The organism is Clostridium sp. CS1-1 (genome assembly GCF_056135525.1).
On the sequence record NZ_CM148680.1, the window covers coordinates 274,760 to 290,969 of the forward strand.

The 16,210-nt window shown below is 32.4% G+C and carries 12 protein-coding genes and 1 other RNA gene; 5 read left to right on the forward strand and 8 right to left on the reverse strand.

The window, feature by feature from the left end; genetic code table 11:
• Positions 1-318: 318 nt before the first annotated feature.
• Positions 319-1,713, forward strand: a complete 1,395-nt coding sequence (locus AC0N0V_RS01310) for a hypothetical protein (protein WP_474461746.1) — start codon at positions 319-321, stop codon at positions 1,711-1,713.
• Between the two features lie 366 nt (positions 1,714-2,079).
• Positions 2,080-2,433, forward strand: a transfer-messenger RNA (tmRNA) gene (ssrA, locus tag AC0N0V_RS01315).
• Between the two features lie 333 nt (positions 2,434-2,766).
• Here the strand turns inward: ssrA and AC0N0V_RS01320 are convergent.
• The 4 genes from AC0N0V_RS01320 to AC0N0V_RS01335 all read right to left on the reverse strand — a co-directional run bounded on the left by AC0N0V_RS01320 (position 2,767) and on the right by AC0N0V_RS01335 (position 5,982).
• On the reverse strand, positions 2,767-3,378 hold the full coding sequence (locus tag AC0N0V_RS01320; protein WP_474461747.1) for a TetR/AcrR family transcriptional regulator: 612 nt from the start codon (positions 3,376-3,378) through the stop codon (positions 2,767-2,769).
• A gap of 153 nt (positions 3,379-3,531) precedes the next feature.
• Positions 3,532-3,873: a phenylpyruvate tautomerase MIF-related protein gene (locus AC0N0V_RS01325; RefSeq protein WP_474461748.1), complete on the reverse strand. Its 342-nt coding sequence runs from the start codon at positions 3,871-3,873 to the stop codon at positions 3,532-3,534.
• Between the two features lie 26 nt (positions 3,874-3,899).
• On the reverse strand, positions 3,900-4,928 hold the full coding sequence (locus AC0N0V_RS01330; protein ID WP_474461750.1) for a proline racemase family protein: 1,029 nt from the start codon (positions 4,926-4,928) through the stop codon (positions 3,900-3,902).
• A 19-nt stretch (positions 4,929-4,947) separates the two neighbouring features.
• The gene (locus AC0N0V_RS01335) at positions 4,948-5,982 is read right to left on the reverse strand and encodes a proline racemase family protein (protein WP_474461751.1); all 1,035 of its coding nucleotides are present in this window, start codon (positions 5,980-5,982) and stop codon (positions 4,948-4,950) included.
• 529 nt (positions 5,983-6,511) lie between these two features.
• Here AC0N0V_RS01335 and motA point away from each other — a divergent pair.
• Both motA and AC0N0V_RS01345 read left to right on the forward strand, forming a co-directional pair.
• A complete protein-coding gene (gene motA / locus AC0N0V_RS01340; protein WP_474461752.1) occupies positions 6,512-7,297 on the forward strand; it encodes a flagellar motor stator protein MotA in 786 nt (261 codons plus the stop codon).
• Positions 7,298-7,314: 17 nt separating this feature from the next.
• Complete coding sequence (locus AC0N0V_RS01345; protein WP_474461753.1) at positions 7,315-8,064, forward strand: flagellar motor protein MotB; 750 nt, start codon at positions 7,315-7,317, stop codon at positions 8,062-8,064.
• Positions 8,065-8,440: 376 nt separating this feature from the next.
• On the opposite strand, the gene AC0N0V_RS01350 is transcribed toward AC0N0V_RS01345, so the two are convergent.
• The 3 genes from AC0N0V_RS01350 to AC0N0V_RS01360 are packed head-to-tail and all read right to left on the reverse strand — an operon-like array spanning position 8,441 to position 11,065.
• Positions 8,441-9,406: an ABC transporter substrate-binding protein gene (locus AC0N0V_RS01350; RefSeq protein ID WP_474464399.1), complete on the reverse strand. Its 966-nt coding sequence runs from the start codon at positions 9,404-9,406 to the stop codon at positions 8,441-8,443.
• Positions 9,407-9,444: 38 nt separating this feature from the next.
• Complete coding sequence (locus tag AC0N0V_RS01355) at positions 9,445-10,200, reverse strand: ABC transporter ATP-binding protein (protein WP_474461755.1); 756 nt, start codon at positions 10,198-10,200, stop codon at positions 9,445-9,447.
• Positions 10,187-11,065, reverse strand: a complete 879-nt coding sequence (locus tag AC0N0V_RS01360) for an ABC transporter permease (RefSeq protein ID WP_474461756.1) — start codon at positions 11,063-11,065, stop codon at positions 10,187-10,189. Before AC0N0V_RS01360 ends, AC0N0V_RS01355 begins: the two co-directional genes overlap by 14 nt.
• Before the next feature lie 426 nt (positions 11,066-11,491).
• On the opposite strand from AC0N0V_RS01360, the gene AC0N0V_RS01365 reads away from it, so the two are divergent.
• On the forward strand, positions 11,492-14,626 hold the full coding sequence (locus AC0N0V_RS01365) for a DEAD/DEAH box helicase (RefSeq protein WP_474461757.1): 3,135 nt from the start codon (positions 11,492-11,494) through the stop codon (positions 14,624-14,626).
• A gap of 575 nt (positions 14,627-15,201) precedes the next feature.
• Here AC0N0V_RS01365 and AC0N0V_RS01370 read toward each other — a convergent pair.
• Positions 15,202-16,161 (reverse strand): NAD(P)-dependent oxidoreductase, encoded by a 960-nt coding sequence (locus tag AC0N0V_RS01370; RefSeq protein ID WP_474461759.1) that lies wholly within the window; start codon positions 16,159-16,161, stop codon positions 15,202-15,204.
• Positions 16,162-16,210 lie beyond the last annotated feature (49 nt).

A 16,210-nucleotide genomic window follows, 5' to 3' on the forward strand; every position in this document is an offset into this window, starting at 1 on the left:
ATATAAAAACAATAGTTTTATATAGGGTTTTGCCAAGTAAAGTTATGATTTAAGTGATATCATGAGAAAAGAGCTTCTCGTAATGCACAGATATGCATTTTGAGACAGCTCATTTTTTATGTAATAAAATTTATAATACAGTGTTACTAATTACAATACCTATAGAAGAAAGTGGTATTAATAGCTTTTCAGACTAGATTACATAAAAGTTTTTAAACATTTGCTAGTAATAATAGTTATTATTACTAAATATCTTATCACCATATATTAAGTATATGCATAATCTAATATTATAATAATTCTATACGGAGGAAGGCAATGGTAGTAACATTAACTTCTTTGCACTATATTTACTTAATCTTAATTCTTATAATCATAGCAGCGATGGTGATGAAGAGGGATATATCCTTAATTTGTATAGTTGGGATATTTATCCTAGGTATGATTGCAACTGGATCTGTGTACAAGTCTACTATGGGAGTATTTAATAGCTTTGTCTATGCTACAAAAGAACTAATGCCTACTATATTTATTATATCTATTATCACTGCAATGAGTAACGTTTTAATAGCTTCAGGAATAAACGAGGCATTAATTTCTCCTTTTAAACCAATAATAAAGAATTATTGGATAGCATATTGGATTATAGGTTTAGTAATGATGACACTTTCTTGGTTTTTCTGGCCATCGCCAGCAGTTGCTCTTATCGGTGCGTTATTTTTACCTATAGCAAAAAAAGCAGGGCTTCCAGCTATAGGGGTAGCTATATCTATGAACTTGTTTGGACATGGGATAGCTTTATCTAGTGATTATATAATTCAAGCTGCACCTAAGCTTACTGCAGATGCAGCTGGGATAGAAGTTTCCAGCGTTATTTCTGCGAGTATACCTTTAGTTATTACCATGGGTTTGGTAACAACTATTGCAGCTTTTTATATGTTAAGAAAAGAAATTAAATCTGGCCAATTAGTTGTAGATTATGATGTTGAAGAAGAGATAGAAAAAGAAGAATCCTCAGCATTAATTGCTTCTAATACAGCTAGAAAAGTTTTAGGTGCTCTTACTCTAATTTTATTTGCTATAGATATAGTTGTAATGTACTTTGCAAAACTTCAGGGGGGAGATGCAACAGCTCTAATAGGAGGGACAGCAGTATTTATATTAAGCTTGATATCAATCATAGCTTATAAGAAGGAATCTTTAGAAAAGATAACAAATGATCTTGTAAAGGGATTGCAATTTGGCTTTAAGATATTTGGAGTTGTTATTCCTATAGCAGCATTCTTCTATCTTGGTGACTCAGCATTTAATGATATTTTTGGTAAACTACTACCTAATGGGTCCCATGGAATAGTCAACGATTTAGGTGTAGCTTTAGCAAATGTAGTTCCATTAAACTCTATTGTTGCTTCAGTAACACTAACAACTGTGGGAGCAATTACTGGTTTAGACGGATCAGGATTCTCGGGAATATCTTTAGTTGGATCAATAGCAAATCTATTTTCAACAGCTTTACATGGAGGCGTAGAAACATTAACTGCACTCGGACAAATAGCAGGAATATGGGTAGGTGGAGGAACAATAATTCCTTGGGCAGTAATACCTGTAGCTGCTATATGTGGAGTTGATGCTTTTGAATTAGCTAAGAGAAATATTAAACCGGTTGTTATAGGTTTAATTGCAACTACAATTGTAGCAATGTTTCTGATTTAGTTAAAGCTAGGCAGAGTTTGTTTAAAGTAAGGAATAAACTCTGCCTCTTATTTATAATTAGGAAAGCTGCTACACATATATAACAATAAAATTGGAAATAAAGGTTAAATACATAGTATGTTATTAGTATTGCATTTAATATAAAGGAAATTTATATTAATATATCTAAAAAACTTACTGAATTGGAGTTAATAATACTATTGATAACTTCTAACTTATGATGTATTATAATAGATGTCAGGTAGATGAAAGTCCTTGACGATGAGAACTTTAAATGGTACAATTTAATAACATAAAATAATAGAATATGCGTTTATAAGTTTTATGATGATACACTCATAACCCGAGTGTTATATTTAATAACATGGGGGCGTACTTGGTTTCGACGGGGGTATGTTGTATCTGGGAAGCGAGTCGAGGGAACCTGTGGGCCCGCGTTAAAAAACTATGGGAATAAAGATAAACGCAAACGATAATTTTGCATTAGCAGCTTAGTCTGCTACGTTCTACCTTTGAGTACCGCGGCTTAGGATAGGGCGTCGACAGCGGTGAACCGAGTCTAGCAAAGCTTTGAGCTAGAAACGGAATTTATGAAGCTACCGAAACTAGAAGCCTGTCCTTAGGCGTCTGGCAGAGGGAAATTTAAACTAAGGACTGCACTCGGAGATGCCTAGGTATTACGGCTTTCGGACAGGGGTTCGACACCCCTCGCCTCCACCAAATAAGAACTTAAATATTGATACATAGAGAAAGTCCTTGATTTCAAGGGCTTTCAGTGTTTTTTGGCGAAAACACAAGACTAAATATGCAATAGAAGGCATAAAATTTTGGATTCAATTGGAATTAATACACACCCCTAGGGATTTTTAAATTAGGAGTGTACATTTTTAGCGGAATTCGATTGATATAAAAATCAAGCATATTGTAACAGTTTTTGTGGTAGCGAATGAATATGTTTCATAAAGCCAAGATTGAAAAAGGAAACTTAAACATTGAACAATATAAACAAAGGGTTGAGAGGTACGCTCTGCTACTTACTACTATTATATTTTATTAACAGCCTTCCTTATACAATAAAAACCTCAAAAACTGTAACAGTTTTTCTAAATTATCCATACATTCTTCTGCTGATAATCTCTTATTTAATAATGATGAAAACCCAATAAGAGTATACTGAACTAGTTGCTTGCTTTCTTCTGACTTTTCCGGATATTTTAACAAGTTAGTATTCACATCTTCAAAAATACATTTCAGTACTTTTTTATGTAGTTCATTTATTTCTTCCAAAATGTCTGGAAAATTATTCATATCCGGCGAGGAAGAAATATAATTTAAAAATCCAAAGAAATATGGGTATTCTATCATAATCTGTATCTGTACCATTGCGTACTGCCTCACACGATTCAGTAAATCCGCACCTTCCTGATCAATTGTTTCAAAAAATCTTTCCTGATATATGCATTGTGTGAAAATACACATACATTGAAACATATCATCCTTGCTTTTAAAATGATGATAATATCCGCCTTTTGACATTCCAGCTTTTTCTAGAATATTATTCAAAGAAGATGTTGCATACTGGCTCTGAGAAAATTCCTCCATTGCCGCATTTACAAGTCTGTCCCTTTTCTTTATTTTAAAGAATCCTTCATATCGTTGATTCATAATTCTTCACCTCTCTTTAAGGTTCACTGATACTGTGTTTTTTACCAGAACAATCACTGTAATAACTGAAAAGCTTTCTATGGTTATTTCACAGAAAGCTCATTTTTCAAATAGTACGATTACTGCTTTTTTACCGCATTAAAACTCTTTTTATCAAAAGTTCTTTTTATCGCATCCCCATAAATTGTAACTCTGATATGTCACATAGATGCGAGCGGCTGGAATTCCGAGGATATCTTCCAGTGATGTGCAGATACATTCTGTCATCTTTTCAACATCTTTCTCAATCGGCGTACCCATATATTCAACCTTCACATAAGCAGTTTCTCCATCCTGATTTCCAGCTAAATATAGTTTGCATTCATCTACAATCTGAACCATAAGTCCGCCTTCACTCTTTCCAATCATTCCAATTGCTTTTGCCATAGCTGCTTTTACTTCAATTTCTTTTTCAGTTGATACTTTTGTTGATACATTTGCTTTAATAAATGGCATAATAATTTCTCCTTTCACCTCTTGTCTTATTTTCCTAAAATAAAACCGTATTTGAACGGGTCACTTTCATCAATCATCCACTGATTGTATCCTGTTATATATGCACTTCCTGTAATTATCGGTACAACGCCAGGAATATCTCCGACCATGACTTCTTTTTTAATCACACAATGGAAAAGGCTTTCAACAATACTTTCATAGACAAATTTCTCTCCTATTGCCAATTTCTTACTTGCATGAAGTTCTGCCACTTTGGCACTTATTCCGGTTCCGCATGGAGAACGGTCTACTTGAGATTCCCCAAATATTGCAATGTTCTTCAAATCTGCATTTCCACTGTCTGATGGCCCATAAAAATCAATGACATCGATGGAAGTAATATTAAGTAACGGATGCTTCACTTCTACTTCTTTATTCATTTGTTCCAGCATCCTCATGCCGAGTTTTGTATATGCATCTACATTTTGTCCAGAAAGTTTCATATTCAGCTGTGTTGCGTCTACGATTGCACAGAAGCTTCCGCTGAAAGAAATATCATATATGATTCTTCCATATCCTTCTATTTCAGTAACTAAATTTTCTTTATAAAGAAAGCTTGGTACATTTTCCAAGTCTACGCTGATTACATGGTCATTTTCGACTTTAACTTTTGTTATAATCATACCTGCCGGTGTATCCAGTGTCACGGTGGTATAAGGTTCTGTGACTTCTACAAAACCACATTCTACAATTGCAGTTACTGCAGCAATCGTACCATGTCCACACATATTAACCACTCCACCGCTTTCTAGAAAGAGTACACCAAAATCTGATTTGTCGTTAGATGGTTCAACAAGTGCAACACAGAGCATATCCTTATGTCCTCTTGGTTCAAAACACAGAGAGGTTCTTATATAATCATAGTGCTCTATAAAATATTCTTTTTTCATCATCATCGTACCAGCTGGAAGTTCAGGTATTCCACCAATAATAACTCTTGCTGGTTCTCCTACTGTATGCATATCTATTGTAGTAAAAGTCTGTCTTTGTGTCTTAAATACAGGTTTTAAATCCATAATTATTCTCCTTTTTCTGTTAGCCAACATGGAATCCATATTTCAACGGGTCTGTAGGATCAATAAAATATGTTGACTGACCAGTGATGTAAGCACTTCCAGTAATCTGTGGTATTACTGCACTATATCCGCCTATTTCCGTTTCTTTTAAGATAACACCTTTAAACAAAGTCCCTATAAAGCTTTCATATATAAATTCTTCGCCTACACCAATTTCTCCCCAAGCATTCAATGTAGCAAGTTTTGCAGATGTACCAGTTCCACAGGGAGAACGGTCTGCCTGAGAGTCACCAAAAACAACGACATTTCTCATCGTCGCCTTATCTAAATTTGGCGTAGGGCCATAAAATTCAACAAGATCAACAGATGTAATATCGAGTGTAGGATGTTGGATTTCTATTTCTCGATTAATCTTATCAAGCATTTTCATTCCCAAATTTGTTAGGTATGGAACATTGTTGACATTGATTTCTTCAATTCCTATTTTTTCTGAGTCAACCAATGCGAAGAAACTCCCGCCAAAAGAAATCACATATGGGATTCTCTGCCCGTCAATTTCTACAATTAAATCTTCTTTATAAAGGAAAGCTGGAACATTGGTAAGAGAAACAGAAACTGCTTTCCCATCTTTTACCTCAACTTTTGTACGAATGAGACCTGCAGGTGCTTCAAGAACAACTTCTGTATAAGGCTCCTTTACTTCTACGATTCCTGTTTCTACTGCTACAGTTGCAGAACCAATCGTGCCATGTCCGCACATATTCAGATATCCACCTGTGTCCATAAAAATAACACCAAAATCTGCTTCCGGGTTGATAGGTTCGCAAAGAATCGCTCCAAACATATCATGATGTCCTCTTGGTTCTAGCATAAGAGCTGTACGAATCTGGTCACAGTTAGTTTCCAGCCATTTTTTCTTTTCAATCATCGTATTCCCCTGTGGTTCAGGGATTCCGCCTACTACGACACGTGTAAATTCACCAGCAGTATGGGAATCAATCACCTGAATAGCTGCTTCAAAACGATCAAAATTTACTTGTGCATTTAAATTCATACATATTCCCCTTTCGATATTTGATGCTTTCTAACAGACCGAACCAGTCTGGTCTGCTTTTCTTTATTATACAAAATAAAATTTGAATATGCAACTATATTTTACTTAATGTCAAGTTCAATAAGCGCAGTTCAAACAACGGTAATTCTATTGAACATATTTTACCCAAATCTCGCACCATAGAAAATGCGGACAAAGATATTTATGGATGGAATGGTACTAATTGAGTACTACAGACTCAAAGCAATACCTAAAAATAATGCAAATTACAATAAGTTAAATAAGCAAATGGTTATATAAGCAGTTGCGATAAGTTAATGCAAGATAAAAAGAGTGAACCATCGCATTCGTAAACTGTGGGCCGGAGATTCGAATGCTCTCACGCACACCAATAGAATCCCTGTAAATTGTAGCAGAAAAGTAGTTTCCATATAGTAAGTGATGTGGTAATATAATTGTATGATAAATTTACAAATTGATACAAACATCGACAAGTTTATTATAGTACATTATCAATAGAGGTGAAAAAATGGATATATTTTTAATAATAGGTATTATTGTTGGATTAGGTGCTGTTACCATAGGATTGCTGATGAAAGGCTTAGGTGTAGCTCTGCTAATTAATGGTGAGGCAGTTATAGTAATTCTTATAGGTACAGCAGCAGCGGTAATGAACTCTTTCCCTAAAAAGGAATTTGTCAATATACCTAAAGTATTCGGAGCTGTATTCAAAGAAAAGTCAAAGGAAGATCCAGTAGAAACAATTAAACAAATGATTGAAATGGCATATGAAACTCGAAAAAATGGACTATTGTCGCTGGAAGGCAAGCTTCAAGATATGAGCAATCAATTTATGAAGCAAGGATTAGAGCTGGTAGTTGATGGTACTGAGCCAGAATATATTAGACAAGTTCTATCTGATGATATTGAGGCAATGGAAGAAAGGCATCGAGGTAATGCGTCAATTCTTACAACAGCAGGGGGTGCCTCTCCAACTCTAGGAGTTTTAGGAGCAGTTATAGGACTGATTGGTGCACTTGGAAACTTAAATGACACGGAAAAACTCGGTGAATCTATAGCTGCTGCTTTCGTAGCTACTATCTATGGAATTTTCTTTGGATATGTTATTTGGCATCCCTTGGCATCCAGATTGAAAAGGAAGTCACATGAAGAAGTTAATAATAGGCAAATAGTATTAGAAGGTGTTTTAGCAATTCAAGAAGGAAAAAATCCAAAAATTATTGAGAAGAAACTTCTAAGTATGCTAAGCCCTAAAGATAGGAAAAAGTTTGAAGAGACAAATAATTTTAGTTAATGTAAAGGAGATCAATGATGAAAGGTAAAAAACAACATCATGAAGAGCATGTAGATGAAACATGGCTGCTCCCTTATTCCGATATGATGACACTACTATTGGCGCTTTTTATAGTTATGTTTGCCATGAGTAAAGTAGATAGCCAAAAAGCAAAACAGCTTAGTCAACAATTCAATGTTATTTTCTCAGGTGGTGCTGCAGCATTACAAAGCAGTGGCAGTAGTGATGGAGATACTTTTAAAATAGACGATGCCATTACAATAAATGAAACAAGCAATGTAATTGAACAGGATAAGATGCTCCAAATCAAAGGTATATTAGAGCAAGATATTAAAAATGCAGGATATGCAGATAAGATAAATGTCGACCTTAAAGGTGAAGGCTTAGATATAAACATACAAGACACAGTAATTTTCAACTCAGGAAATGCGGATATATTAAATGATTTTACTCCAGTACTTGCTAAAATATCAAATATTATAAAGGATTTAGACAATGAGATAAGGGTTAGTGGTCACACAGACAACATTCCGATAAAAAATCAAAAATTTCGCTCCAATTGGGACTTGAGTTATATGCGTGCCTCAAATGTTATGAACTTCATGGTTGATAAATGTCATATTGATGCTGATAAATTTTCAATTCAAGCATACGGTGAATTTAGAGCTAGATATGATAATTCAACAGAAGTTGGAAGATCCAAAAATAGAAGTGTAAATATACTTATAGTTCGAAGATATGTATTAGGTTCTAAGAATGTAAATTAGTTTGGCTATAATACATGCTTTGTAAAGGAAATACAATAATAAATAATTGACAAATAAATAAATGCACACAAACAGTTTTACATCAGATAAAGTTTGTACAAGGTTATTACTTAAAGAATATATTGGATGAAGTCCATACATACAAATAAGTGGCTTTGTATGACAATGAAGCTAACAAACAATGATATAGAATAGTGGGGTTAAAGGTCGTACATTGCCTCCACCATACATATTGATGACCGCCTGTAAGTGGCTTAAATAGTTGCTTACAGGCGGTTGTGTTTTTAACAAGAAAATGTATCTGTATCAAATATTTATTTCGTATTAACTTCATAAAAGTATGTTTGATCTATTCATGGTTGGTAGTAACACCCTTTTATTTTGATTTTATATATAGAATATCCTTATTATTAGGCTTCTCTATGGAGAGAGCTTTCAAACTATCCTCATTTACAATAATTTTTGTTTCATTTGCTGTAGCAATTGGCATTTTAGAAATATCTTCACCTTTTAAAACCTTAGCGGCCATCTCTCCAGTCTTATACCCTAACTTATAATAGTCTATTCCTTGAGTGACTAATGCTCCTGTTTCTACAGAACCTCTTTCAGATGCTACAACTGGAATCTTTTTTTCTGATGTTTTTTGAATAATTATAGGCATAGAAGAAACTACTAGTTGATCTGTCGGGACAAATAACACATCTATTTTATCTACTAGGCTACTAATAGCTTGAACAACTTCATTTGTACTAGAAATTCCAACTAAGATAACTTCATATCCATTTTTCTTGCTATACTCCTTTAATTGATTAACTTGCACCTCAGAATTTACCTCACTAGTATTATATAAAACGCCTATTTTTTTAGCTTTTGGAACAAACAACTTAATTAAATCTAGTTGTTTATCTACGGGTATATAATCTGAGGTACCAGATACATTGGTATCAGGTTTCTCTAAAGATTTAACTAACCCTGCAGCTACAGGGTCTGTTACTGCACTCATTAATATTGGGATTTTTTTAGTTGAATTATATGCTCCTTGAGCAGAAGGTGTTGAAATTGCAAAAATCAAATCCTTATTTTGAGACGAAAATTGCTTAGCAATAGTTTGCGTTGTAGTCAAATCACCTTGAGCATTTTGATAATCTATTTCTAAATTTGAACCTTCCTTATAGCCATTATCCTCTAGTGCTTTTATGAATCCCTTTCTATCATCATCCAAAGCAGCAAACTCCACAATCTGACTGATGCCAATCTTAGCTTTATCCTTTGCTTCATTTGATTTAGTACATCCTGTTACAACAGTCATTCCTAATATTGCCAAGATAACTAACTTTCCTATAGTTTTCATCTTTATCATTTTAAATCTCTCCTTTGTTTTTATATTGCGTACTCGAATTTCTCTAAAATGCTTTCAATTGTTAGGTTTTTCTTTTCATCTTCTCTTACATCTAGCATAACCTGTCCTTTATGAAGCATAATTAAGCGATTACCATATGTAAGAGCGTGTTTTAAATTATGAGTTACCATTAAGGTAATAATATTTTTTTCTTTTACAATTTTATCTGTTAAATCCATAATCTCATTTGAGGTTTTAGGGTCTAATGCGGCAGTATGCTCATCTAACAATAAAATCTGCGGATTTGAGACACTTGCCATTACTAGAGCAAGAGCTTGTCTTTGTCCGCCTGATAGGTATTTAACTTCAACGTCTAAAAACCTTTTTAAATCTAGAGATATAACTTCTAGTAGGTCTTCTAAGTTTTCAGTCTTATATCGAAGACATTTTTTCAGGTTTAACAGTTTTCCTTTATTTAAAGCAAGAGATAAGTTTTCTCTAACTGTCATAGATGGACACGCACCTGATGAAGGATTTTGAAACACTCTGCTAATTATTTTAGTTCTCTTATGCTCTGGTAGACTAGTTAAATTTATATTGTCTAACATAATTTCTCCGGAGCTTTCTTTTATAAGTCCTGAAATAATATTCAATAGTGTGGATTTACCTGTACCATTACTTCCTATAATGCTAACGAATTCACCTTTATTTATATTTAAGGAAAGACTTGAGAACAATGTGTTAGTCTCTCCATATGGATTAGGAAAACTCTTTGATAGATAATTAATTTTTAACATTTAAATACCTCCCTTTACTGAATACTGCTATCTTTTTATAGGCTTTCAAAGGTCTTATTCCTAAAAATAACACGATTACTAATGATGTAACCATTTTTAAGTCAGTTGCAGACATTCCTAAATTCATGGCTGTATAAATGGTGAATTGATAAACAATTGCCCCAATTAGGACAGTACTGATTTCAGTTAAAAATCTGACTTTTCTTAAGAGCGTTTGCCCTATAATGATTGATGCGATTCCTAAAATAAGGGTACCTATTCCCATAGAAATATCGGAAAATCCTTGATATTGAGCCATTATGCTTCCTGAAAAGCAAATTAACGAGTTTGATAACATAAGACCTAAAACCTTTATGTTGTTAACATCTATACCAAGAGAGCTAACCATCTGCGGATTATCTCCTACAGCTTTAAGAGTATATCCAAGACTAGTTTTTAAAAATAAATCAAGTGAAGCCTTGCATATAACTACAAGAATCAAAGTAAGAACTAATGGTGAATAATCAGCTTTAAATAAATGATTTGTATTAAATAGTGGTATATTAGCTTTTCCCATAATTCTTAAATTGACAGAATATAAAATTCCCATAACTAAAATTCCTGAAAGTAAATTTGAAATTTTAGCTTTAACATGTAAAATACCAGTTAAAAGACCAACGGTTAATCCTCCTATTAAAGCTAATAACGATCCTAGAACTGGAGATAATCCGCTTTTTAAAGAAAAGGCAATAATAGCTCCTCCTAAAGCAAAACTACCATCTGCAGATAAATCGGGAAAATCTAAAATCTTATAGCTTATATACACCCCCAAAACCATTATTCCTAAAATTAAACCTTGTGTTCCCACGGATATTAATGCATCCATAAAACTATTCCCCTTTCCAGAAAATTTTGAATATAAAAAAGCCGCATAAACTTCTATGCGGCTAAAAACGAAAAAGCCACATAGATCATCTATGTGGCTTCATATATAGTTACAATGAATAACTTTATAAGTAAACTAGCCAACATAGATACGAACCCATAATCCTTAGGGTTTGTATCTATGCTGAAACGCAAGTACAAACCCTACCTAAATTGGCTATTAAAAAAGAATTGTACTTGATTGTTTACTAAAGTTCTCATTGTTCATCTCTCCCTTGCTTAATTTAAAACAAATTATACTATGCTAAAATTAATAAGTCAATATAAATATATTATTTATGGCTCATTTAATTATCTTTATATTGAATTGAACTCAGTAATAATGTACTATAAACTTATAAAAATATTCTAGAAAAGTGGTGAGAAAATGAACTTAAAAGAATTTGAACAAATAATTTTCAAACCATCTTCTAATATCATGAGGAATATGGGGGAACAAATTTTTAAAAATGGACTAGTTTCAGGCATTAGGGGGAGAAAAATTGAAAATGCATATCATATTTATGGAGATGTATTAAGAGGCACTGATCAAAGTGAGCTTAAAACACATATAAAAATAAATATGATAGACAAAAAATTGGAGAATATCAGCTGCAATTGTGATGAGTTCAAAGAGATTTCGAGAACTAGAGATTTATTTATGTGTGAGCATTTAACTGCTACTGCATATAAGTTTCTAAGCTTACTTAATAAGAAAAAAGATGAGAAAAATGAACTAACGAATAATCTAACTGAAGATGAAAATAAAAAAATTGAGGTTGGAATTGATATAAAGATAACTCATAAGTCTTGGAAGGGTAAAACTGATTATGAGTTGGAGTTCAGAATAGGGTTTGAGCATAAGTGTCTAATTAATGATTTAAGAAATTTTATCTCAGCTTTAGACCAAGAAAAAAGTATTTATTTTAATAATCAATTCACGTATAATCCTAAAAAACACACAGTTTCTCAAAATCATATAAAGGTTATAGATTTTATTAAAGAGTGTATTTATGAAAAAAAAGCAGTATCCAGCACAGGAAGGAATTTAATAGTTTCACCTAACAACTTGAGAAGATTTCTAAAGTATATTAATGGACAAAAGATTCTATTCAAGTATAACGGTATAGAATATAAAACTACTATTTTTGATGAAGACTTACCTTTGAATTTTACTTTTAAAGAGAGATCAGATCATTTTATAATAACTACCCACAAGAGGCTTCCAGTTCCTTTAAATCCAAATAGAGATGTTTATCTTTTTAATGAGGAACTTTATTTGCCATCGAAAAATCAAGTTAAGAAATATAATATTCTATATGATAAACTACAAAAGAATGGTCATGTGATATACCATAAAACTATAGAAAATTATAATAAAATCATTTCTTTGTTAAGCAGTATTTCAAATAATGTTACTGTTGCTGAAGAAGTAAAGAGATTCGCATCTAACTCATTGGAGTTCCAGTTTTTTATTTATAAAGAGGGTATCAATATTTATTGTGACGCATATGGAGTTTATTATAATGAAAAAATTAATATACTAGATGAGGCTGATAGTAAAACGAAGCTAATAAGAGATTTTAATAAAGAAGAAAAAGTTCTTATGAAATTCGAGTATTATAAGTTTATCAAAAGAAAAGGTAAGCTTATGTTTACTGGTGAAGATGAAGATTTTTTTAACCTTTTAAGTAAAAGAAAAAATAGCATTTATTCTTTGGGAACCGTTACATTAGGTGAAGGGCTGAGGGACATAAAATTGTATAACTCTGAGTCTATAAATATTGATTTATACGAAGAAAGTGGATATTTTAAATTTAATTATAGTATTGGTGATGTTGACAGTAAAGAGATACAGAATATCTTTGAAAGCTATAAGGCTGAGAATAGATTTTATAAAACTAAGGATAACGGGTTTATAGATTTTGAAGATGAAGGTATAGTAAGCTTTTTAAATCTGATTGATTTACTAAGCAACGGTAAAAATATAGAAGAAGGTTCAATACAAATAGAAAAAAATAAAGCTTTATATATATCAGAAGGCTTAAAGAATAGAGATTACAAATTTGGAAAAGGTATTAATCTGTTAAAAGATATAGAGGATAAATTAACTGAATTAGGTGATAAGGAAATACCGATACCTATAAATTTGAAAGCAAAACTAAGAGACTACCAAACCAGCGGATATAAGTGGCTTAAAAGTTTAGGCGACTTAGAGTTTGGTGGTATTTTAGCAGATGAAATGGGACTTGGTAAGACAGTTCAGACAATAGCTCTTCTAACATCGGAAGAGAATAGAAAGTCTTTAATAATTACACCAACCTCCTTGATTTATAATTGGAGGAATGAGATAGAGAAGTTTGCACCTAATTTAAGAATTGGAATTGCACATGGAAATATCTCAGAACAAGAAAATCTATTAAAAAGATTAGAAGAATACGATGTAATTTTAACCACCTATGGTACTTTAAGAAATAATATTAAAATGTATGATAATATTAAATTTGATTATTGCATTATAGATGAAGCTCAAAATATAAAAAATCCTGCAGCACAAATTACAAAAGTAGTTAAGGAAATCAAGACAAGAGTGAGGTTTGCTCTTACAGGAACCCCAATTGAAAATAATTTAGTAGAGCTTTGGTCGATATTTGATTTTATAATGCCAGGATACTTATACTCAAAAGAAATTTTTTATGAGAAGTTTATTTCTAACAGTGAATCTGATTTAGAAGGTCTTAGGCTATTGATTAAACCTTTTATTTTAAGAAGGACTAAGAAACAAGTCATAGACGATTTACCAGATAAAATAGAAAAGAAGATGCTAGTTCAGATGACGGTAGCTCAAAAATCTATATATAGTTCATATATCAAAGATGTTAGGTCAAAAATGAAGAATAATACTGAGGGGAAGATAGAAATATTTTCTTACTTAACAAAACTAAGACAAATTTGTTTAGATCCATCCCTTATATTAGATGATTATAAGGGGGGGAGTGGAAAAATCAAAGTTGCAATGACGTTAATAGAAGAAAATATGCTTTACGGTGGAAAAACTTTATTGTTTTCTCAATTTACTTCTGTTTTAAAGAAAATAGGAGAATCTCTAGAGGAAAAGGGAATTGAATATTTCTATTTAGATGGATCAACACCTTCTAAGGAAAGAATTGGGTTAGTAAATAGATTTAACAATGATAAGAAAGCAAAGGTATTTTTAATTTCCTTGAAGGCAGGAGGAACAGGTCTTAATTTAACTTCAGCAAATTTAGTTATCCACTTTGACCCATGGTGGAATCCTGCAGTAGAAGATCAGGCAACAGATAGAGCACATAGAATTGGTCAAAGAAACGTAGTTGAAGTAGTTAAGCTAGTTGCTAAAGGGACAATAGAAGAAAAAATTATTTTACTTCAGGAAAGTAAAAAGGAGTTGATTGGTAGCATTATTACTGGAGAACTTAAGGATAGTAATATGCTTAATAAGTTAACAAGAGAAGAATTAATTCAGCTCTTTAATAGAGATTAAGGATGTTATAGATAAACAATACCGAAAGTTGACTTATCCTACGAAACATAATACCAATTTTCGGTACGTTAAATATTTTTAAGTAGTCTAAAGCTCAGAATTTATGAAAGACTAAGAATCTTTGATAACTCGCTGACACTCAGACAATCTAAGATTCTAAGTCTTTCATAAATCCTTCGCTAAGACTACTAAAAAAATATTTAAATCTATCCTCAAATTGGTATTATGTCTCTCCGAATAAGTCTACTTTCTAGTTTGGTTATCTATATAGATAAGCAACACCGAAAGTAGACTTATCCTCCGAGACATAATACCAATTTTCGGTACGTTAAATATTTTTAAGAAGTCTAAAGCTCAGGATTTACGAAAAACTAAGAATCTTTGATAACTCGCTGACACTCAGACAATCTAAGATTCTAAGTCTTTCATAAATCCTTCGCTAAGACTACTAAAAAAATATTTAAATCTATCCTCAAATTGGTATTATGTCTCTCCGAATAAGTCTACTTTCTAATTTTGATATCTATATAGACAAACCGATACAAGGCTAGGTTTACCCACCGTATAAGTCTAGTTTAACGACTTACAACATTCACTGGTTTCCCATCAATGAATCCTTTGATATTATCTGCCAACAATCCAATTAGTCTTTGTCTTGATTCAAGGCACTTCCATCCTATATGTGGAGTTAAAATAACATTTTTCATAAAGAATAACGGATTGTCAAGGGCTGGTGGTTCTGGATCTTGAACATCAAGGGCAGCTCCGGCAATTATTCCATTTCTTAAAGCATCAATTAAATCGGTTTCTTTGATAATTGCTCCTCTTGCAGTATTTATTATAAATGCAGAAGGCTTCATTGTTTTTAACTTCTCCATATCTATTAAATGTCTTGTATTGTCAGTAAGTGGGCAATGAATGGATATGAAATCGCTGTGCTTGAGTAACTCCTCAAGTGAAACATATTGTATTTTTGAATCCTCAAAAGACTTAGGGGTTCTGCTGTATACTAAAACATTCATGCCTAAGGCTCTAGCCACTTTTATTACCTGGTTTCCAATGGCACCAGCTCCTATTATTCCTAAGGTTTTGTTTTGAACCTCCAAATGTGGTACTTGAAGATGCTTTGTAAAGTTATCAAAGTTTTTATCTTTTAACATGTTTTGTTGTACAATTAACGAAGAACTTAAGTTTAATATAAAAGTGATAACTAATTGAGCTACTGCTTCACTACTATAACCTGCAACATTACATACAGTGATATTTTTCTCCCTTGCAGCGGCAATATCTATATTGTTATAACCAGTACCTGCTTCACATATAAGCTTAACTGAAGAAGGGAATTTTTCGATTAGGTTTTTTCCTAAAGGTAATTCTTTAGTTATTACAATATTTTGATCGCTTACCCTTTCTAAGATCTCCTCATCACTACTCTTATCATACCTAGTAACAGTAGTGAGCTTTTCTAATTTTGAAAAATCAAGTTTATTATCAAAGTCTAACTTTGCTAAGTTAAGAAATACTGTTTTACTCATAATTACCTCCTTTTTATGGAAATTTATAACTATTAGTATACTCCAGTTA

What these genes read in the sequence shown, in the direction of transcription:
- AC0N0V_RS01310 (WP_474461746.1), top strand. Translation starts at nt 319, where the DNA reads ATGGTAGTAACATTAACTTCTTTGCACTATATTTACTTAATCTTAATT.
- AC0N0V_RS01320 (WP_474461747.1), bottom strand. Translation starts at nt 3,378, where the DNA reads ATGAATCAACGATATGAAGGATTCTTTAAAATAAAGAAAAGGGACAGA.
- AC0N0V_RS01325 (WP_474461748.1), bottom strand. Translation starts at nt 3,873, where the DNA reads ATGCCATTTATTAAAGCAAATGTATCAACAAAAGTATCAACTGAAAAA.
- AC0N0V_RS01330 (WP_474461750.1), bottom strand. Translation starts at nt 4,928, where the DNA reads ATGGATTTAAAACCTGTATTTAAGACACAAAGACAGACTTTTACTACA.
- AC0N0V_RS01335 (WP_474461751.1), bottom strand. Translation starts at nt 5,982, where the DNA reads ATGAATTTAAATGCACAAGTAAATTTTGATCGTTTTGAAGCAGCTATT.
- motA (WP_474461752.1), top strand. Translation starts at nt 6,512, where the DNA reads ATGGATATATTTTTAATAATAGGTATTATTGTTGGATTAGGTGCTGTT.
- AC0N0V_RS01345 (WP_474461753.1), top strand. Translation starts at nt 7,315, where the DNA reads ATGAAAGGTAAAAAACAACATCATGAAGAGCATGTAGATGAAACATGG.
- AC0N0V_RS01355 (WP_474461755.1), bottom strand. Translation starts at nt 10,200, where the DNA reads ATGTTAAAAATTAATTATCTATCAAAGAGTTTTCCTAATCCATATGGA.
- AC0N0V_RS01360 (WP_474461756.1), bottom strand. Translation starts at nt 11,065, where the DNA reads ATGGATGCATTAATATCCGTGGGAACACAAGGTTTAATTTTAGGAATA.
- AC0N0V_RS01365 (WP_474461757.1), top strand. Translation starts at nt 11,492, where the DNA reads ATGAACTTAAAAGAATTTGAACAAATAATTTTCAAACCATCTTCTAAT.
- AC0N0V_RS01370 (WP_474461759.1), bottom strand. Translation starts at nt 16,161, where the DNA reads ATGAGTAAAACAGTATTTCTTAACTTAGCAAAGTTAGACTTTGATAAT.